This is a genomic window from Silvibacterium dinghuense (assembly GCF_004123295.1).
Taxonomy (GTDB): Bacteria; Acidobacteriota; Terriglobia; order Terriglobales; family Acidobacteriaceae; genus Silvibacterium; species Silvibacterium dinghuense.
Window position 1 is genome coordinate 803,118 of sequence record NZ_SDMK01000002.1, and the last position, 19,119, is coordinate 822,236.

The following is a 19,119-nucleotide window of genomic DNA, read 5'->3' on the forward strand; positions in this document are numbered from 1 at the left end:
GCCTTACCTGGGCCACATCCCGCAGTGGCTCAATTCCGCAGGTCGCGCATCACCTCGGCCACCTTTGCTTTCGTCTCCGCGTCGAGCGGCAGCATGGGCAGGCGCGGCACGCCTCCATAGAAGCCGTTCAGATCGCAGGCGTGCTTGATGGCGGGCACACCGAGTTTTGCTACGACATACTGTGTTGCCGCTACTAGACGCTTCTGCTTGAGCGCGGCCAGTGCAGGATCGCGATCCTTCCACGCCATCTGCACCTCGAGGCAGGCCTGCGGCGCGCAGGCGGCCAGACCGAGGATCGATCCGCTTGCACCGGCTTCGAGCGAGGGCAGAATCTGGTCCGAGGCTCCGCTCAGCACCTGGAAACCGATCGACTTCTTGCGTGAAGGCCGTTGCGGAATCACCGGCAGCGTCGTGAACATCGACGTGCCTGTCAGGATCTCAGCCGAGATCATATTCTCCGCAGCAAACACCGGCTCCATCAGCATGCGCCCGGTCATCGCCTCGAAGGTAGGCGTCACCGTCACCTCGCGCCTGGGTGCATTTGCGGTGGCCGCCACCAGTTCGCGGATGCGCTCCACGCTGCCGCTCGAATCCTTAATGCCGATGATATTCGGATGCTGTGCCAGTTCCCCGACGAGCGCGGGCGACAGGTCATAATGCGTGTACTTCGGAATGCTGTAGAGGATCACCGGCAGCGGCGAGCGGTCGGCCAGCGTGCGGTAGTAGGTCAGCAGACCCAGCGAATCCTCGCGCTCGCCATTGCTCGAAGCATATTGCGGTGTGTAGTAGTGCGGTGTGCGCACCAGCACCGCATCGTAGTCATGCGACGCGGCGAATTCGGCCAGCCGCAGTGTCTCGACGAGGCTCTCCCGGCCAATCCCCGCGATCAGCACCTTTTCATCCAAAGCACTGTTGCGCGCGTGGCGCAGCACATCGCGCGTCTCGTCATCGCTCAGCATCACAGCCTCGCCCGTCGAACCGAGCACGGTCAGTCCGCTCAGCGGTGTGCGGGAATAATGCTCTCCATTCTCTTCGAGTTTGTGCAGATAGAGGCGGCCATCGGTGTGAAAAGGCGTCGTGATTGCGGCAAAGATTCCTTCGAGCAGCATGGCTCGATTGTACGGCGCAATGACGCAGCGGAGCAGCCTCCCACGAAAGAGGGAGCCTGCTCCTCTTTTTCCTGGCGGGCAGATTCGCTACCCTATAGGCCTGGGTTGGCAGATCGGCGCCTCGGTGCCAAAATCGTGTGCAGGAGCAACGAGATGGCAGGCATTCAGCCCGAACGGATCAACCTGAGCAGCGCGGAAATGGTGCGCCAGGCAGCGTGGTTTCTGCTCCATTCGCTCTTCGGGCTGCTGGCCTGGGCCGTGATGATGGGCGTGGTAACGCTCTTCCATCCGGAATCCGTACCAGCGATCGTCACGCTCGCGCTTTCCTTCCTCATACCGCTCGCTGCGGGCTTCCTCATCGTCAGGATGCGGGCCAGCAACGTCGCCACCCTGACCTGGCTGGCCGGGCTGGTGTGGTTCATGATCGTAGGACTGTGGGTTCTCGATATGCCCACGGGACCGGATGCCTGCTATCGCTGCGGGCCGGGCGACAAGCTGTGGTTCACTTTCTTCAGCCTGCACTGGGATAGCGGCATGGCCGATGGGCAGGGGCGTTTCCTGGGCACCTGGCCGGCCACCGCCATGCTGGCCTACTCCATCGGAGCGAAGCTGGCCATGCGAGAGCATGCGCCGGAAGAAGTGGTTCCGCTCGAAGAAGACATCCCTCAGCTGCAGTAGAGCGGAATCACCACGCAGTCACCGCGCAACGGAGAGTGGAATCTCCGGCAGCTCCTGCCAGCAGACACGGTTTCTGCCGCCGCGCTTAGCCTCGTAGAGCGCCTGATCTGCAGCTTCGAGCAGCATTCCTGAAGCAACTCCTGCTACCGGCGTCATCGTTGCCACCCCGATACTCACCGTCAGGCGTTTGGCGTAGGGAGAATCGAGATTCACGATGGACGCCATGCCCACCGCGCGATGCATGCGCTCGGCAACGATACGGGCGCCTTCAAGATCTGTATCCGGCAAAAGCAGCACGAACTCCTCACCTCCATAACGCGCCAGATAATCTCCGGCTCGCGCTCCCTGCAGCAGCAGGATACGGGCGACCGATGCCAGGCATTCGTCTCCATAGGTGTGACCATGACGGTCATTGACCGCCTTGAACCAATCAAGATCGATCATCAGCAAGGACACCGGGCACTGCTCGCGGACAGAGTGCGCCCAAGTATCCTCTAACGCCTCGGAGAAACCACGCCGGTTGGCGACGCCGGTCAGCGGATCGATATGCGAGAGATGCAGGAGTCCGGCATTCTCCTCCTCAAGCCGCTGCTCGCGCTCAAGCAGCAACTGCTGCCCGGAGTGATAATTCATCTGCACCACCCCGGCATGCAGCCCCTGCAAGACCAGCAGCCCGAGAATGGAATATCGCGCCAGCAGCGGATGGGAGCCAAGCAGCATCGCGGCCAGCACAAACAGAGCAATCGTAACCAGCATGGGGCAGAGGCTCTGCAGCAGGCGCGCCGTACGAGGCGACAGGATATTCTTCTCCGTCCTGCTTGCATCAACAGGAATGCTGAGCGCTCGCCAGCCCGCAAAGGCAAACGGCAAACTCCACAGGAGATCCAGCAGGGTTCCCGTGCGCAGGTGCCAGTGTGCCGTGGCGTAATCCATGCCGAACTCGATGGGCGCATAGCTCCAGACAGTTACCACCATCCATTTCATACGTTTCCGCTCTTCACGGGAGATCCAGCAGAAGAGGCGCAGCGTGGAGGCGAGCACAAGAAACACACATTCCCAGGCGTAAATCGCGAGCATCACGCTCGACGCCATACTGTTACTCTGCGGCACACGGAAGACGCGGTAGTAAATCAGCAGAACAGCCAGTCCGAACTGCACGAGGTTGAGATACAGAACGCCTGGAACAGCCTCGTTCTCGGCCGTATTGCTGACGGCCAGCAGTACCGGCAGCGCAGCGCTCAGGTAAAAGAGATCAGAAGCATCGACGCTGAGATTGCTCGCCGCGGCAGCACCGGGCATGAGCGTCTCAACAACCTGTCCCAGCGCCCAGAGCAGCAGGGCCAGCGCCATCCAGCGCCAGGAGACGCGCTCACGCGCTTCGAGCAACCTGCTTCGCCAGAGCACGCAGATCGCAGCTATCACCGGCACCGCAGCGGTAAACAGGCGCGAGATGCTGATAGCATGGCCGGCAAAAAGCAGCTGGATTGTATGCAGGAAGAGCACCAGCAGAAGCGCCCACAGGAGCGGAGTCCCACCGGGAATCAGAACAGAGCGGTGCTTGCGATCGACATCCGATGCCATGCTGCACTTCTTCGCCGTCACCGTTGAAAGAGCGGAATCAGAGAACCGTTCACCAAAAATCAGAAAGACAATCGCCTCAACAACCTGGCAACCAGAGCGCCCAATGAAAAACGGGTGCGGTCCGTACCTCGATTATTGCCAGTCCTCAGGCTTCTGCAAACAAAATTCTGGGCCGGCCATGCAGAGCGGCCTACGGCTTCTCTCCGGGAAACGGCGTGGTCTGCTGCGTGATCACGCTGACCACCTGCGCGCGGATCAGGTCGTAGTCCGGCAGCCCGGAAAACATGTGGTAGTCGGTGTGTACATCCGTATCCTCACCCACGATCTGAAACTGCCGCTTTCCTTGTGCGGCTTCTTCGGGATGCGCCCCGGCCCAGGACTTCTGATCGAAGTCATTGCTCTCGGCGTCGATCTGCCAGACGCGGCGGCCTTCCGCATTACGGATCACGAAACGATAGTAGACATGGAAACGACCGACCGGCGTGAAGTATTCGACCGCATCGACGTGATACTGCTTCACCGGAAACATCTCCACCAGGAAGCCCGAGGTCTGCATGGCTTCGGGCGCGTGCGGGTCGGCGTGCAGCTTGCGCAGAATATCGCGCTCCTGGTCCCGCTGCTGCGTCTTCCCTGCCTCCGCATACGCGGCCACCAGCGCGGTGTGCACCTTCCAGTTGTCGGGTTGGAGCTGGCGTGCCTTTTCGGCATACTGGACGGCGAGATCACTCTTGTAGAGACTGAGCGCGGCAGTTGCGGCCAGAAGGTTTGCAGCCGGGTCATCCGCATTCAACGCAAGAGCCTTCTGGAAGGCGTCGAGCGCCTGCTGCGGCTGGTTCTCTTTGAGTGCAGCCAATCCCTGATGTTCGAGATCATCTACGGAAGGAGCAGAGGCTGTGGGCGCAGGCGTAGGAGCTGGTGCAGATTGCGCAAAAGCAGAAGCGGAGAGTGTGGCGGCAAGCAAAAGAATCGCGGAGCGGAGCGACGGAATCATCACCTCTGCAGTGTAAGGTCTGCGCGTAGCGCTCGAAAACAAAGCCGCCGCCCGGATGGCTCCGGCGCGGCGGCTTTGCGGTTACTGGTGCTGTCCGCTGTGCTCCGGGGTTGCCCCCGGTTCAGGAAAGTCGGAGTCCGCACCGTCCAGATCTTCAGACTTCCGATGTGGAAGCTGATCGGCGAGCGTGCTGTGCAGATCGGGACGAGGGGGCGTGTCGTTCGGAGACTGGCTCTCGACGGCGCCCTTCTGCGCGTCGGCGTCGGGATGGCGAAGCTTGTCGGTCATGGCTGCTTTCCTTCGATGCGACTTGCTGCATGCGCGTACGCAGTTCGGAGCGAAATTTACCGTTCGGCTGCCGGCTCCGCAGTCAGCGATAAGCCGAGGGCTTGGCGGCTACGATCCGGACCCCCATGCCGTTCAGACGGCTGCGGGCCTGCGCGGCTTCCGGAGTCTGAGGATAGCGCTGAATCAGGCTCCGCAAATCACGGATGCCAGCATCCTTCTGATTCGCGGCAATCTCGGCCAAGCCCTTCCGCAACTGTGCCGCCGGCGCCTTGGAGCTTCCCGAGAACTGCTCGAGAACCGCATCGTAGTTCTGGATCGCGGTCGGGTAATCACCCTTGCGATAGGAGATCTCGCCGAGGTAGAAGTAGGCGTTCCCAGCCATATCGTCCTGCGGGTAGTACTTGATCACGTCGCCGAACTCGCCGCTGGCCAGGTCATAGCGGGCGCTGGTGTAGTCACGCAGCGCGGACTGGTAAAGCTGGTCCACGGGCGGAGCCTGGGGCTGCTGCGGTGCCGGAGCAGCGCCCATGGCCTGCGGCTGACCTGGCTGCGCATTCCCAGGCTGCGCGCCGGGCTGTCCCGGCTGCCCTGCGGGCTGCTGACCGGCTGGCTGTGACTGGATGTTCTGCAGCTGCGACTGGATATCCTGCAGCGTCTTGTCGAGCTTCGCCATCCGGGTTTTCATCTCGTCGATGGAATCATTGACGCCCTGAATCTGGCCGGAGAGCTGGTCCACCTTGCCACCCTGTCCGTTCTGCGCCTCAACCTGCTGCTGAAGGGTGTTGAGCGTCTGCGACATGCGGTTGACGCTATCGGCGGTCTGTTCCACAAGGTGCTGCAGAACTCCCATGCTCTGGTCGTTCGAGGTTTGCAGATGCTGGATCATGTCCTGCAGCTGTTGAACCTGGGTCTGGAGCTGGACCATCTCCTTGGAGACGGCATGCGCCGGCGGCGCGGGGAGCATCAGCGCCAAGGCGGCCACGGCAGGAAGCGGAATCAGGGACTTGCGCATAGGAATCATTCTCCGGAATCCGCTCCCCGATGACACGTTTCGTATCGCTCAGCCGTGGCGGGAAGCGGTGGTGCTGGTAAGACAAAGGGCAGCACCGCGATACTTTGCGGTGCTGCCGGTAGTTGCGCGGAAGATCCGCGGTTTAGCGATCGAGCGAGAACTGCGCGCGACGGTTCTGCTGCCAGCAGGCCTCGTCGTGATCGGTGCAGAACTGCTTCTCCTTACCATAGCTGACGGTGCGCAGGCGCGATGGGCTCACACCCGCTGCCACCAGGGCCTGCTTGGCAGCGTTGGCGCGGTTCTCGCCGAGGGCCAGGTTGTACTCCACCGAGCCACGCTCGTCGCAGTAGCCGCCGATGACCACCTTCAGCTCCGGATGCTGGTTCAGGAAGCTCGCATCCTGTGAGATCACCGACTGCGACTGCGCATTCACGTCGTAGCTGTCGTAGTCATAGAAGATGTCCTTCACGTTCTGGTGGAAGGTCGCATCGTCGATGTTCGACTCGGCCGGAGCACTCGGAGCCGAAGGCGCTGCCACGGTAACGGTTGCGGTCGCATCGGTCGAGCCGCCTTCGCCACGGGCAATCAGGTGATAGCTGGTCGTCTGTGTGGGACGAACCGACTGGGTGCCCGAGCTCGGAACTTCGCCAATGCCTTCGATCTGAATGTTGTTCGCGTTCGAGGTGTGCCAGGTCAGCACTACGCTGTCGCCGGGCGCAATCTGCGTTGGTGTCGCGGTAAGATCGGCCGTCGGTGCGGCGGCGCTGCTGGTGAGCGGCGGAGGCGGCGGAGGCGGCGAAGTCTTCTTATGGCACCCGGCCACAAACAGCAGGGTGGACACGCCGGCGACAAGAGCAAGCGTCCGGCTGCGGGATTGACGATTGAGAGCAGTACGAAGTTGGAAAGACACGATCTCCTCCTCGGGAGCTTTTGTTGTATGGCCTTACGGCCATTGGGTGGTTCAACCAAGGCAACAGGCGGAAAACTCCGCCTGCCTTACAGCAAACTCGTTATTTCCAGCTCCAGTTCGGCATCGAGTTGCTACCACGATGCGTGAGCTGTTGCTGTTCTGTTCCATCGGCCAGCATCGACCAGATCTGCGTACCGCTCTCGTCTTCGCGCTGAAAGACGATATGGCGGCCATCCGGAGACCAGGATGGAAAATCATTACGGCCGGCATCGTGGGTCAACTGCGTCCAGCGCTTGCTGGCAATGTCCATGATGTAAATATCCTGCCCGCCCGGAGCGCCGGGACCGTACTTGCGGTTCCAGGCAAACGCCAGAAACTGTCCATTGGGCGACCAGGAGGGCGAAGTCGCGTAGCCGCCGTCCGTCATGCGCATGACGTTGGCACCGTCGGAATCCATGATGTAAATCTGCGGCAGGCCGGTGCGTCCGCTCACCCAGGCGATCTGCGAGTTCGACTTCGGGTTCCAGGTCGGCGAAACGTCGGGACCGCGGAACGCAGTAATACGATGGGCTCCGCCGCCGCTGGCGTCTGCGGTGTAAATTTCCGGATCGCCGCTGATGCTCGACGAGTAGGCAACCTTGCTGCCGTCACTCGACCATGCCGGGGAAAGCGTGGTGCCGCCCGGCGCATTGAAGTTCACCATGCGGTTGAGCACCAGCGAATACATCTTGATCGTCCAGCCGTTGCGGCCGAGCGAGGAGAAGGCTACGCGAGTGTTATCGGGCGAGACGCGCGGAGAGAGCGAGATGCTGCCCAGATGTGTCACGGCGTGCGGAGCAGCACCGTCATAATCCATCGCCCAGATTTCCTTGTTGCCGTCACCGCTGCGGGCCACGAAGTAGATCTTCGTCTCGCAGATGCCGTTGATGCCACCGCCCAGCTGGGTAATGATCTCATCGGCGAAGCGATGCGCGATCTGCCGCGCATTCTCATCGTTTGCATTATCGGAATACTGTTTGCCGAGAATCTGCGGGCTCTCGGTATTGTGGGTGTCGAAGACAAAGCCACGAACATTGATGCGGCCGCCATCCACCGAAAACGATCCGAAGACCACCATCTGCGCACTCGCCGGAGCCGCGGCCCACTGCGCGAGGTTGATCTCCTGTGGACCACCGGGCGTGGCCTCGGGCGCCATGCTCTTGGCCACCATATCGAAGACACCGGCATTCTTCAGATCGCTGAAGAGTACCGTGTTGAAGGTCGCGCGCAACGGCACGGCCTGCGGATCGCCGGACGCCAGCTTGAAGTCGGCGGCAGCAATACGGATGCGTTGCACGCCGAGATTCGTGCCGGTACGGACCCAGTCCTGCGCGCGGGCCATAGGGGCAGCAAGGATGAAAAGAACGAGGAGAGAAAAAACGTACAGGGAGGTCGGATACTTCTGATACTTACCGGTCATCGTGCCTCTGCGCTTGCATCGGTGGCAAATGAATGAACTGGTGAACGATCGGCGGCTCATTTTGCCTGCTGATCGTAGGTAAAAGTGTACTCCACGGAGACACTCGACTTGTTGTATCCCGGGGGCAGCGGCCCAAAGCTCTCGATGCGCTGAACAGCACGAACAGCAGAAGTATCAAGAGTCGGCGAACCGCTGCTATGGGAGATGCGGATATCGCTGGGCGTGCCGTCCCGGGCAATGGTGAAAGTTACGTGCGCCTGGCTGCCCATCGGCGTCGAAGGCGAAACCTCGTAGAGGTACCAGGCCTGCTGCACTTTACGCTGGATAATCCCCACGTAATACGGGTAGTTGAAGCCCTCCCCGCCGCCGGTGACATTCACCGGAGTGGGAGGACCGGGATTATTCACCATCGAGCGCGGCACCTGGGCGGGCGCAGCCTCACCATACTGGGCGCGGTGCTCCGCCGGGGTCGGCTGCACGTGCTTCGGAGTCTCTGGCTGCGGCTTCTTCTCTACCTTCTGCTTGGGCGGCGGTGGCTGCTTGACCGGGATGGGTACGGCATCCGGCGGTGGCGCAACCGGCTTCGGCTGAGGCTTGGGCGGCGCGGGCGAAGGCTGCTCGGTGGCCAGTACATTCGGCGTCGGCGGCTGATCCTGCGGCAGCGGAATGGCCGGCGCAGAGCTTACCAGTGTGGCCTGAATTGCGCCCGGAGCCTTGTTGTCGCCCCACTCCTGCCCATGAAAGCGCCCGGAGAAATACGTATAGGCCGCGAGCAGCACCACAATCAGCACATGCAGGCCAAAAGACTTGGCCATGGGCGTGCCGAGCGGCTCGCGCTCCAGATCGATTGTCGTCCGCTGCGCCATCTCCCGATTCCCCGCCCTACCGTGCTCGGCCGTTCTGCATGGGCTGGGTGACAATGCTGATATTGGTGATGCCGGCCTGTTTGACCGCATCCATCACCGAGGCAAACGCACCGAAGGGCACTTTCTCATCCGCCTCGAGATAAATCACCTGGTGTGCGGGGTCCTTGCCCGAGCTCAGCAGCCTGCTGGTGAGATCGTTCAGGTTAATCGGCTTGTCCTGATAGAAGATCTCCGAGTCGCGGTTGATCGTGACGACCACGCGCTGCTCGGTGATCTCCTTCACTGTCTTGGTTTTCGGGACATTGACCTCGATCCCCGACTGCAACACCGGAGCCGTCAGCATGAAGATGACGAGCAGCACCAGCACCACGTCGACCAGCGGCGTGATATTGATTTCCGACAGCGAGGTCTGAGTCCGCCCGTTGTTACTGGTGAAGGCCACGCGCGGCCTCCCTCTCGACAGGATCCTGCCCAGGCCGGAGCGAAACCTCTTCCATGCTGTTCAGCAGTTCACGCGCAAAGTCGTCGTTGCGCGCAGCGAAGTCACGGCAGCGTGCCGTGAACTGGTTGTAGGCCACCACAGCCGGCACTGCGACCAGCAGGCCCGCAGCGGTTGTGATCAGCGCTTCCGAGACACCCGGCGCGACGGCACGCAGTGTGGCCGTTCCCGCCTGGCCAAGACCGTGGAAGGCCTCGACGATGCCCATCACGGTGCCGAACAATCCGACGAACGGCGAGATCGACGCAATCGTGGCCAGCCATGTCAGCCGGCTCTCCAGCGTCGTCAGCGATTCACTCGAAGCGGTCTGCGCAGCACGCTCAAGCGCGGTGATATTCCGCGGAGCGCCATAGCCGCCTGTCTGGCGCTTGTAGGTCTCATAGACCTCGTCGAAGACGCCGACCAGCGGACTGGGCTTGAATTGTTCACTCACCGTGGCAATTTCCTGCAGGCGCGTCGCTTTGCGGAAAGCACGCAGGAATTTGCGGCTTTGCGTCGCGGCACGGCGGAAGCTGCTCCACTTGCCGAGGATGATGGCCCACGACCAGATACTGGCAATGAGCAAAATTCCGAGCACGGCAAGAGCGAGCGGGCCGCTATTGCGGAGCATCTCGAGGATGGCGCTTCCGCTATTGGTAACCGGAGGCGCGCCGGCATCGGCGTCGGATTGAAGAAGGAAGAAGGCTACTGTCGCAAACAGGGGTGTCATCGCGCTCTTATATGTCCACGTTACCAGACGCGGAGAAGCCAGACCAAGTTGTCTCCGGCGCGGTCCACGATTGATTAACAGCGACGGAAGCGGGCAGAAAATACAGCAGAAAAATTACAAAAAAGTGATATTAGGCCACGTCAACGCAGCCTGTAGTCCGTGTCGAAAACGACACAGCTACGCTGTTCGATTAGACGCAGTTACCTTGCAAAGGATAGCAGTTGTTACAGATATGTACACGCTCGCCTGCTATGCTGAGCGAGGATTCACCTCAAGTCACCTATGCTGCTGGAATTGCGCGCGGAAAACTATGCGGTGATCGATCATGCGGTCGCCGTCTTCGGGCCGGGCTTGAACCTGCTGACAGGCGAAACAGGCGCCGGAAAATCCATCCTTGTCGATGCCCTGGCGCTGCTGCTCGGCAGCAAAGCGTCGAGCGATGTCGTTCGCCACGGCGCGGACCGGGCAGTCGTCTCCTGTGTCTTCGAAAGCACACCCGCCGCCGAGGCCGTCCTCGATGCCAACGGCCTTGACGCCGAAGGCACGGAAATTATCCTGCGCCGTGAAATCCTCGAAAGCGGGAAGGCGCGCGTCTACGTCAACAATCAGCCGGCAACCGTCGCTGTCCTCCGGCAGCTGGCACCGGAACTCGCGCTCGTCCATGCGCAAAACGAGACCATGGGCGCCTTCGACCAGCTGCAGCAGCGCCTGCTCCTCGACCGTTTTGGCGTCCTCAGTACCGATGCCGTCACAACCGCCTATGCGCGCTGGAAACAAACGCTCGAGAAGCTCGAAGAACTCGAACGCGACGAGCAGGACCGCCTCAAGATGCTCGACCTGTGGAGCTTTCAGCATCGCGAAATTGAAGGCATAAAGCCCGAACCTGGCGAAGACGAAGCCCTCGAGACCGAGCGCCGCGTGCTCTCGAATGCGGAAAAACTCTATGCCGCGTCCATGAGCGCCTACGATCTACTCTACGACGGCACAGGCTCAGCCGAGGCCACACTCCGCGCCGCACTGAAGCAGGTGGAGGAGCTGTCTCGCTACGACACGAAATTCACGGAGGCGGTGCAGCAGCTGACCTCGACGCTCGCGGTCGTGGAAGATGTAGGCGCAACCGTGCGCGATTACGCAGAAGGGATTCAGGCCTCGCCCGATCGCCTCGCTGAAATCGAGGACCGCCTTGCGGCGCTGGGTCGCCTGAAGCGCAAGTACGGAGCCACGCTCGCCGAGGTCATCGCCTACGGCGAAGAGGTGCGCCGCAGACTCGACGAGATCGAGAATCGCGACGAAATGCTCAAATCGCTCCGCGAAGAGCTGGCAGGCGAAGCGGCCGCCTATCGCAAGGCTGCGGCTGCCCTGCACCAGGAGCGCGCCGCCGCGGCAAAACAGCTCGAGAAACTCGCCGAAGCACAGATCAACGATCTCGCCATGCGCGTACGCTTCTCCATCGCCGTCACCGCCAACGAAAACGAGCCTGCCTGGTCCGCACACGGCTGGGACACGGTTGAATACCGCATTGCCACCAATGCCGGCGAGCCTCTGAAGCCGCTCGAAGAGATCGCCTCCGGCGGCGAAATGTCGCGTGTGCTGCTGGCGCTCAAGGTGAGCGTGGAAGAGGGTGCGGCACGCGGCAAGAAGAAGACCCAGGTGCCGCGCACACTGGTCTTCGACGAAATCGACATCGGCATCGGCGGCCGCGCCGCGGAAGCCGTCGGGCAGAAGCTCAAAGCGCTCTCGCGCGCGCAACAAGTGCTCTGCGTCACCCACCTCCCGCAGATTGCCGCCTTCGCCGACCAGCACTTTCTCATCGAAAAGAACGAAAAGCAGGGCCGCACGCGCACCTCGGTCCGGCTCATCGGCGATAAGGAGCGCACCGAGGAGATCGCCCGCATGCTCTCCGGCGCCAAACTCACCGACACCTCGATCAGGCACGCGGAACAAATGCTCAAAGCCAGCCGGGACTGATTATCCCGATATACTCCTTCGGCTGCTCCGCGCAGGGCGAACCGCCTTCGGTCTCCGATCCCTTCGGTCGCGATCAAGGAACAACGCTCCCGCCAGTTGTCATCCCGACCGGCACGAAGTGAAGTGGAGGGACCTGCGGTTTTCACCAGTACAGACGGGAAAAACAGGTTTCTCCGCTTCGCAGGACGACAGCAGTCCTGCTCAGGTCGAAATGACAAGTTGGTTTAGGGCTCAATCAAAAACCAGGCGGCCCATCTTGATCGCGACCAGTGGGAGCGCCGGGGGAGCGTAGCGGCAGCAATGCGCCGAAGGGAATTCGCTCTGAGCGCAGCAGTCAGCCCTTCGGATAAGCCTCCGCAATTTTCGCCGCACGCAGCATCATCATCTGCGCGGCCATGTCGTGGAGGAGATAGAGATCACGCCGCCGCGTCCACGGCTGTCCGGACTCCGCATCATACTCGACCGGGAGCGACACCTCTTTCGCTACCCACGCGTCCATACCCCGTCCGCGTGAGGTGAGCACGCAGCGCTTGGCATGATCGCGATGCCCTACGACCGCAACCGGTCCTATCGCCGCAGTACCGCCTGCCCGCTTGACCGCAGCCTCAGCCACGCCATCCGTGCTCAGGTACGTCACCGTGCCATCGGCTGCAATCACCGGCTCGATGCTGACTACATCCTTAAAGCCATATTTCGCAGTGAGAAAGTGCGCGATCTCCCACTGCGCATAAATACGGGAGCCGGATGGCAATAGCTTATGCACGCGAACCACGGTATCGGCCAATACCTCATTCACGGGGCCAGGCTCAGGCTGAGCCTTCGGATCTGCCGCAAGCCGATTGCCAAAGCTATAGGCGATTACAGCGCGCAGATCCGCGGCCGGACGCATTGGTGATGTCCATTCGAAACCGACGTTGAGGATGGAAGGAGCCAGCGTGGCAGCGAGGGCAGGATCATCCAGCTCCCGCGCCAGTCTGGTTCGCATCGATGAAAGAAGCTCAGGATCGGAATCGCTCGAGGATGGAACCTTCTGTGCGTGGATCACAGCAGGCATGGCGGCAGCAGTAAGAACGATGGAGCGGGCTAGGAATCTACGACGGTCGACCATGCCCTTTATTCTGCCGGGCACAGATCAATTTCCTGTTATCCGCTGCTCTTGCCGGCAAAAACAGAGAGCGGTGGAGAGCGCAAGAAGAACGCTTTCTCCACCGCTGCATTCTGGTGCAAGTAGAGTTAGTTGCTCGATGGCGGTGGGGGTGGCGGAGGCCCCGCAGGACCATCAGCCAAGGTATAGATCACATGGATCTGGGTTTCTACTTGCACCGGATCGCCGTTGAGCAGATATGGCTTGTAGGTCCAGTCCTTGACAGCATCCAAGGCTGACGACTGCAGTTCCTTCGGGCCTGATACTACTTTCAAGCCTTCGATCTTGCCATCCTTGCCGATAACCGCCTTGAGCACGACTGTGCCTTGAATCCTCTCCTTCTTTGCCTCTTCCGGATACTTCGGCTGGGTTCCGTTGATCTTGTTTCCGGCCATGACACCAGGTGCAACTGCAATCTTCTTCGGCGTTTTCGTCGGAGCCGCATCCTCGCTCTGCGCCGATATGGTGCTCCCATGCATCCCCAGCGCCAGGGCCGATCCGCACACGCCGACACCAAATGTTGCACAGGTGAGAACAATGGCCAGCCGCCGCGATCCGCGGATCTCATCGCGCTTTGCTGTCAATTTCATAAGTCTCCTTTCGAGAACGTTGGCATCGAAGAGCCCGATGGCGTGAGGGATAGGCAGCGGTGCGCCTTCGAGCAGAAGGGCAGCCAGCCGCAGGAGCGATCGCGCGTAATCCTTCGGCCCCGCAATCCCGGCGGCCATGGCATCGCAGACCATCTCCCGGGTCTCGGCAAGCCGCGTCCGGGTGAGAGCTGCGAGCGGGTGATAGCTCACCGGCAGCGCAACCAGCTGTAGAAGCAGGTTCACGAGGTAATCGTTGCGGCGCAGGTGCGCACACTCGTGCGCAAGTACCGCACGAAGGTCGCTTGATGGCAGATCAGAGAGCATTCCAGGAGGCAGAAGCACCCACCCGCGCCGTCCGCCGAGCGCCACCGGACCGTAGACCTTCGCAGATACCGCGATGGTCGCGTCTGTAACCTCGAAACGACCGGTACAGAGCGCCCAGGCCGAAGCCGCCTCGTCTCTAAGCTCGACGGGCGTGGCATCATGGCGGACACCCTCCAGCTTCCACCAGCTCCAGAGGAAACGGGCCGCGAACCACGCCATCGCCAGCGTATAGACAGCCAGCACCGTAGACAGCAGCGTTAACGAGAGGTGAGGCCCTCTGAGGATGGTCCCCGGCCCCTGCTCCACCGTGACCGCTGCCCCAAGCCGCACATTGCTGCCGCTCCAGAGCATCAGCCGATGCAGCCACTGCCACTCCTGCTGCCCGATATGCTCCCAGGGCAACATGGTCAGCGCCGGCAGCATGGTCTGGAGGAGCACCACGCACAACCAGACGGCATGCTCCGCCGCGGCTCCGATGCGTCTCGCCAGCCGCGCCGCCACCCAGCCTGCACCGAGCAGCAGCGGCACCTGCCACAGCGAGTTCACGAGGTAGATCAGAATCCAGGATTCCACGCTCTTCATCAGGCTTCCTCCTCGCTGTCCAGCTCGCGGTGGAACTTCTCTGTCAGCTCGGCCAGCTTTTTCGCGTCGATCTGCCGGTTCTTGAGCAGGCTCATCACCAGCTCTTCGCTCGAGCCGCCGAACATGCGGTCTACCAGGTCGCGCACGCTCTGCCCCAGCGCCTTGGTCTCGGTCACGCGCGCCGAATACACATAAGCGCGCCCCTCGAGCTCGCGCTTCAGCTTGCCCTTGCGCTCGAGAATGTTCAGCATGGTCTGCACCGTGGTGTAGGCCAGCGGCGGCTCGAGCTCCGCCTGCACAGCACTGACCGTGCTCGCGCCCAACCGCCAGATCACCTGCATGATCCTCAACTCCAGCCGCGTCAGCTCCGCCTTCTTTGCCTCTTTCGTCACGACACCTCCTAACGAATTAGGACATTAGGCGCGGACAGCAGCCCCTGTCAACTAAATTCTTAGGACTTATTGAAACAGGAGCAAAGCGAAACGCTCTCGCGGACGGAAAGAACCGGGAAAATCCTCGCATCCCGGCGCCGGGGCGAACCATTTTCACGCCTTTTTCACCCTGCTATACTTTGGAGTTGCGGGAGTAGCTCCAAAGCAGCAATGTTTTCCAGCACTTCGCGGCAAAAATCAATCTACACAGACTCCTGAGGTCCCTATGTCCGGCCATTCCAAATGGGCGACAATCAAGCATAAGAAGGGCGCACTGGACGCCAAGCGCGGCAAGATTTTTACCCGCCTGATCAAGGAAATCACCATCGCGGCACGCGCCGGCGGCGGCGACCCGGACGGCAATCCCCGTCTGCGCACCGCCATTGCCGCGGCCAAGGCCGAGAACATGCCGGCCGACAACATCAAGCGCGGTATCCAGCGCGGCACTGGTGAAATCCCCGGCCTGCAGTACGAGGAGATCTCCTTCGAGGGCTACGGTCCTGGCGGTGTAGCCGTCATTGTGGACTGCACCACCGACAACCGTAACCGCGCGGTAAGCGAAATCCGCCATGCCTTCTCGAAGAACGGCGGCAACCTGGGCGAGCCGAACTCGGTGCGCTTCATGTTCTCGAAGAAGGGCGTCATCGCCATCGCCAAGGAAGCGGCGAACGAAGAGCAGCTGATGAACATCGTGCTCGAGGCCGGCGGCGACGACCTGAACGACGAAGGCGAAAACTGGGAGATCATCACCGAGCCCTCGGCGTATGAAGCGGTGGCGCAGGCGGTGAAGGATGCCAAGATCGAAACTGTGATGTCCGAGGTGACCATGATTGCCTCGACCTACACCAAGCTCGAAGGCGCAACCGCTGCCCAGATGCTTCGCCTGCTCGACGCACTCGAAGATCACGACGATGTGCAGAATGTCTACTCGAACTTCGATATGGACGCCAACCAGCTCGAAGAGATCGCAGGCTAAGTTCGGCTTAACTCGGATGAAAAGGTGGGCCGCCGCTCAGGCGGCCTCACTTTTGCCGGAGGCCAGTAGGGCCGGCGCATTTTTTAAAAGAGAGAAGATACGATTCGGATGCGGATGCAATGGATGTGTGCCCTGGGTGCAGCGCTGCTGGCTGCGACCACGCTGAACGCGCAGACTTCGACACCCCAGAGCCAGACGCAGAGCCAGATCCTGGCCAACGATGCGCCGGCAAAGGCAGCCCTGGCTTCGCGGCCCTGGGAATTCGGCCCCTTCCTGCAGGGCGGCATCGGCGAAGGCGACCGCGACGACTTCAAGTTCCTCTCCGGAGGCGTGCGTCTGGGCAAGGTCATCACCGACCCGCATCTGGGCAGCATCTTCCGCGGCCAGTTTGAATACGCCGGCGAGATCATGCCCTACTGGCAGGCCTTCACTCCCGCGCCGCACACCCAGCTGACCAAGGTCTACAGCCAGACGGGCCAGTATCTCTATTCCGCCTACCTGCCCTACGGCGGCGGCACCTACACCGGTGTCAGCATCACGCCCATCATCCTGCGCTGGAATTTCACCCCGACGAGAAAGTTCGCTCCCTGGGTTCAGGGCGCCGGCGGCCTGATCTACACCACGCACAAGTTTCCGCCGGACATTCTGGTTGAGCATGGCCAGCCGGGCGGCACGAGCGTCTTTAACTTCACGCCGCAGTTTGGCGTCGGCTTCCACTATTTTGTGAAGCCAGGCCAAGCCATTGACTTCGCCGCGAACGCGATTCATATTTCGAGCGCCTCTCTTGGCGACCGCAACCCCGGAGTGAATGCCAGCGTGCAGTTCCAGATTGGCTATTCCTGGTGGAAGAAGTAAGCAGGCGGCATTGCGGGGACAAGGTGTACTGTATTCATCGCGTCCCCGGCGCTGCTGCATCCGTCAAGGTACCTGACGCACTGTTTTCTTATGCCTGAGCCCCTGATCGAATGTGTTCCGAACTTCTCCGAAGGCCAGCGGCCGAAGATCGTTGAGGCGATCGTCGCAGCCATGCAGGTGGAGGGCGTTTCCCTGCTCGACTACTCGCTGGATGCAGATCACAACCGTTCGGTCGTCACCATCGTCGGACCGCCGGCGGCAGTCGTCGAATCGGCAGTACGCGGAGCGGGCAAGGCAGCGCAGCTCATCGATCTCACGCAGCAGGAAGGCGTCCATCCCCGTATTGGTGCCGCAGACGTTATCCCGTTCGTGCCCGTACAGGGAATCTCCCTCGAGCAATGTGTCCTTTTCGCCCGGCAGGCTGGCCGCCAGCTCTGGGACCGTTATGGCATCCCTGTCTACTACTACGAAGCAGCGGCTGCACGGCCGGACCGCGCCCTGCTCGAAGATGTCCGCCGTGGCCAGTTTGAGGGACTGCGGGACACCGTGCGCAAGGAAACGGCGCGCCAGCCTGATGTAGGCGGCCCGGATCTGCACCCAACGGCCGGGGCTTCGGCAGTCGGAGCGCGACGCTTCCTGATTGCCTATAACCTCTATCTGAATACCGCCGATGTGGCCAAGGCGCGCGCCATTGCCCGAGAAATTCGTGCCTCCGGCGGTGGCCTGACCGGGGTAAAAGCCATGGGAGTACTGGCACACGGCGAAGCCCAGATCTCCATGAATATCACTGACTTCCGCCAGACTCCGGTCAGCGAGGTCTACGCGGCGGTGCGCGACAAAGCGGCCCGCTTCGGGGTTGAGATTAACCGTGGCGAACTGATTGGTCTGATCCCGGAAGCCGCAGCTGAGCAGGAAAGCGAATGGATGCGTCTTTTCCATGAGTTCGATCCGGAAGAGAAGATTCTGGAACGCAAACTGGAACATCCTCGACCGTGGCCGGGACCAACAAAAGGCTCACGAGTCTAAGATAGAAGCGCGCACCAGAGACGCGCATGCGTGGAAGCCCGCAGCAGGCGGGTATGGAAGATCAGGCCGAGCGGAATGCTGTGAAAGAAGCGCCGGCTGAAGGAGTGAAACGATGAGGCTTAGTAAGCAGGTCAAACGGCTAACAATGGCAGCGCTTCTGGCAGTGGGCACAGCGGCTCTGGCCCCGATGGCGGCCATGGCCGCGCAGCTCGATAACGACGCACGCTCGGTGATCCCGAAGAATGTGCAGCAGATCATTGTGGTGGATTACCGCGCCATGCAAAATTCGCAGGCCGCCATGGATCTGAAGGCACGTGTTCTGCCGCCGCCGCTCAAGCAACTCGAAGAGGCGATGAAGAACTCGGGTTTCAATGAGAACCATGATGTCGAAGAGCTGGCTTTCGCGGCTTTCCGGGTGAGCGAGCAGGACACCAAGACCATCGGCATCGCACAGGGACAGTTCGATCTGCCTGACATCATGGCGACCTTGAAGAAAAACAAGATCAAGCCGCAGGTCGTCCGCGACAACAAACTCTACCCGATGGGCAAGAGCGGCATGCTGGTCGTCTTCCTGAACCCGACGACCATGGTCTTTGGCTCGAGCGACTCGCTCAAGCTGGCGATGGATGTGCGCGACGGCCTGGCGCCGAGCCTGCTGACCAATAGCTCCATGCTGCAGCAGATGACCTCCGTGGACACGGAGCCGCTGTGGAGCATCATGGACGACCAGGGCACGCAGTTCATGATGCACGGCCTGCTGGGTGAGGCTTCGCAGCTCACCGACTACAACTCCATCAAGAAGCGGCTGCTCGGCTCGCGCTATACGATGAACTTCCAGAACGGCGTGAAATTCAACCTGGTCGTCTCGACGCCCGATACCTTCACCGCAGCGACGATGTCTTCCCTGCTGAACGCCGCCGCGATGTACAAGAAGGTGAGCGGCACGGCGGTTGAGAAATCCGCCATCGACGACACCACCATCGACTCGAGCGCCGGCGATCTCGAGGTGAGCTTTGCCGCCTCTGACAGCCAGTTCTCTACCCTGCTGCAGTCACCGCTCTTCCATTCCGTGGTTCAGTAACACACTAGCGCTGAGGCCATACAAATAGAAAGGCTCCCCT

19 protein-coding genes are annotated in these 19,119 nt (G+C 61.2%); 6 read left to right on the forward strand and 13 right to left on the reverse strand.

What is annotated here, in order from left to right:
• Positions 1 to 29: 29 nt before the first annotated feature.
• Positions 30 to 1,109: a dihydrodipicolinate synthase family protein gene (locus ESZ00_RS12535; RefSeq protein ID WP_129208598.1), complete on the reverse strand. Its 1,080-nt coding sequence runs from the start codon at positions 1,107 to 1,109 to the stop codon at positions 30 to 32.
• 153 nt (positions 1,110 to 1,262) lie between these two features.
• On the opposite strand from ESZ00_RS12535, the gene ESZ00_RS12540 reads away from it, so the two are divergent.
• Positions 1,263 to 1,787 carry a hypothetical protein gene (locus tag ESZ00_RS12540; RefSeq protein ID WP_129208599.1) on the forward strand — a complete coding sequence of 175 codons (525 nt, stop codon included), beginning with the start codon at positions 1,263 to 1,265 and terminating at the stop codon, positions 1,785 to 1,787.
• An 18-nt stretch (positions 1,788 to 1,805) separates the two neighbouring features.
• Here the strand turns inward: ESZ00_RS12540 and ESZ00_RS12545 are convergent, their stop codons facing one another.
• The 9 genes from ESZ00_RS12545 to ESZ00_RS12585 all read right to left on the reverse strand — a co-directional run bounded on the left by ESZ00_RS12545 (position 1,806) and on the right by ESZ00_RS12585 (position 10,102).
• Positions 1,806 to 3,368 (reverse strand): GGDEF domain-containing protein, encoded by a 1,563-nt coding sequence (locus ESZ00_RS12545; protein ID WP_129208600.1) that lies wholly within the window; start codon positions 3,366 to 3,368, stop codon positions 1,806 to 1,808.
• Positions 3,369 to 3,558: 190 nt separating this feature from the next.
• Complete coding sequence (locus ESZ00_RS12550; RefSeq protein ID WP_129208601.1) at positions 3,559 to 4,221, reverse strand: hypothetical protein; 663 nt, start codon at positions 4,219 to 4,221, stop codon at positions 3,559 to 3,561.
• A gap of 219 nt (positions 4,222 to 4,440) precedes the next feature.
• The gene (locus tag ESZ00_RS12555) at positions 4,441 to 4,647 is read right to left on the reverse strand and encodes a hypothetical protein (RefSeq protein ID WP_129208602.1); all 207 of its coding nucleotides are present in this window, start codon (positions 4,645 to 4,647) and stop codon (positions 4,441 to 4,443) included.
• A gap of 82 nt (positions 4,648 to 4,729) precedes the next feature.
• Positions 4,730 to 5,659 carry a tetratricopeptide repeat protein gene (locus ESZ00_RS12560; protein ID WP_229741234.1) on the reverse strand — a complete coding sequence of 310 codons (930 nt, stop codon included), beginning with the start codon at positions 5,657 to 5,659 and terminating at the stop codon, positions 4,730 to 4,732.
• Positions 5,660 to 5,801: 142 nt separating this feature from the next.
• Positions 5,802 to 6,569: a peptidoglycan-associated lipoprotein Pal gene (gene pal, locus ESZ00_RS12565; RefSeq protein WP_129208604.1), complete on the reverse strand. Its 768-nt coding sequence runs from the start codon at positions 6,567 to 6,569 to the stop codon at positions 5,802 to 5,804.
• 100 nt (positions 6,570 to 6,669) lie between these two features.
• The gene (gene tolB, locus ESZ00_RS12570; RefSeq protein WP_129208605.1) at positions 6,670 to 8,028 is read right to left on the reverse strand and encodes a Tol-Pal system beta propeller repeat protein TolB; all 1,359 of its coding nucleotides are present in this window, start codon (positions 8,026 to 8,028) and stop codon (positions 6,670 to 6,672) included.
• 56 nt (positions 8,029 to 8,084) lie between these two features.
• Positions 8,085 to 8,894 carry an energy transducer TonB gene (locus tag ESZ00_RS12575; protein ID WP_164981497.1) on the reverse strand — a complete coding sequence of 270 codons (810 nt, stop codon included), beginning with the start codon at positions 8,892 to 8,894 and terminating at the stop codon, positions 8,085 to 8,087.
• A 16-nt stretch (positions 8,895 to 8,910) separates the two neighbouring features.
• Complete coding sequence (locus ESZ00_RS12580) at positions 8,911 to 9,336, reverse strand: ExbD/TolR family protein (RefSeq protein ID WP_129208607.1); 426 nt, start codon at positions 9,334 to 9,336, stop codon at positions 8,911 to 8,913.
• Entirely contained in the window at positions 9,320 to 10,102 is a 783-nt protein-coding gene (locus ESZ00_RS12585) for a MotA/TolQ/ExbB proton channel family protein (protein ID WP_129208608.1), read from the reverse strand. Before ESZ00_RS12585 ends, ESZ00_RS12580 begins: the two co-directional genes overlap by 17 nt.
• A gap of 282 nt (positions 10,103 to 10,384) precedes the next feature.
• Here ESZ00_RS12585 and recN point away from each other — a divergent pair, with 282 nt between their 5' ends.
• Positions 10,385 to 12,070 (forward strand): DNA repair protein RecN, encoded by a 1,686-nt coding sequence (recN, locus tag ESZ00_RS12590; RefSeq protein ID WP_129208609.1) that lies wholly within the window; start codon positions 10,385 to 10,387, stop codon positions 12,068 to 12,070.
• A 334-nt stretch (positions 12,071 to 12,404) separates the two neighbouring features.
• On the opposite strand, the gene ESZ00_RS12595 is transcribed toward recN, so the two are convergent.
• The 3 genes from ESZ00_RS12595 to ESZ00_RS12605 form a co-directional block, all read right to left on the reverse strand.
• Complete coding sequence (locus tag ESZ00_RS12595) at positions 12,405 to 13,199, reverse strand: hypothetical protein (protein ID WP_204520207.1); 795 nt, start codon at positions 13,197 to 13,199, stop codon at positions 12,405 to 12,407.
• A gap of 104 nt (positions 13,200 to 13,303) precedes the next feature.
• Positions 13,304 to 14,710 (reverse strand): M56 family metallopeptidase, encoded by a 1,407-nt coding sequence (locus ESZ00_RS20325; protein WP_229741235.1) that lies wholly within the window; start codon positions 14,708 to 14,710, stop codon positions 13,304 to 13,306.
• Positions 14,710 to 15,102, reverse strand: a complete 393-nt coding sequence (locus ESZ00_RS12605; RefSeq protein ID WP_268235303.1) for a BlaI/MecI/CopY family transcriptional regulator — start codon at positions 15,100 to 15,102, stop codon at positions 14,710 to 14,712. The genes ESZ00_RS20325 and ESZ00_RS12605 overlap by 1 nt, the downstream gene beginning before the upstream one ends.
• Before the next feature lie 265 nt (positions 15,103 to 15,367).
• Between ESZ00_RS12605 and ESZ00_RS12610 the strand changes: the two genes are divergently transcribed.
• The 4 genes from ESZ00_RS12610 (at position 15,368) to ESZ00_RS12625 (ending at position 19,079) form a co-directional block, all read left to right on the forward strand.
• Positions 15,368 to 16,117, forward strand: a complete 750-nt coding sequence (locus ESZ00_RS12610) for a YebC/PmpR family DNA-binding transcriptional regulator (RefSeq protein ID WP_129208610.1) — start codon at positions 15,368 to 15,370, stop codon at positions 16,115 to 16,117.
• 114 nt (positions 16,118 to 16,231) lie between these two features.
• The gene (locus ESZ00_RS12615; protein WP_129208611.1) at positions 16,232 to 16,972 is read left to right on the forward strand and encodes an acyloxyacyl hydrolase; all 741 of its coding nucleotides are present in this window, start codon (positions 16,232 to 16,234) and stop codon (positions 16,970 to 16,972) included.
• Positions 16,973 to 17,062: 90 nt separating this feature from the next.
• The gene (gene ftcD / locus ESZ00_RS12620) at positions 17,063 to 17,998 is read left to right on the forward strand and encodes a glutamate formimidoyltransferase (RefSeq protein ID WP_129208612.1); all 936 of its coding nucleotides are present in this window, start codon (positions 17,063 to 17,065) and stop codon (positions 17,996 to 17,998) included.
• A 145-nt stretch (positions 17,999 to 18,143) separates the two neighbouring features.
• Positions 18,144 to 19,079, forward strand: coding sequence for a hypothetical protein (locus ESZ00_RS12625; protein ID WP_129208613.1), 936 nt, complete (start codon positions 18,144 to 18,146; stop codon positions 19,077 to 19,079).
• Positions 19,080 to 19,119: the final 40 nt, after the last annotated feature.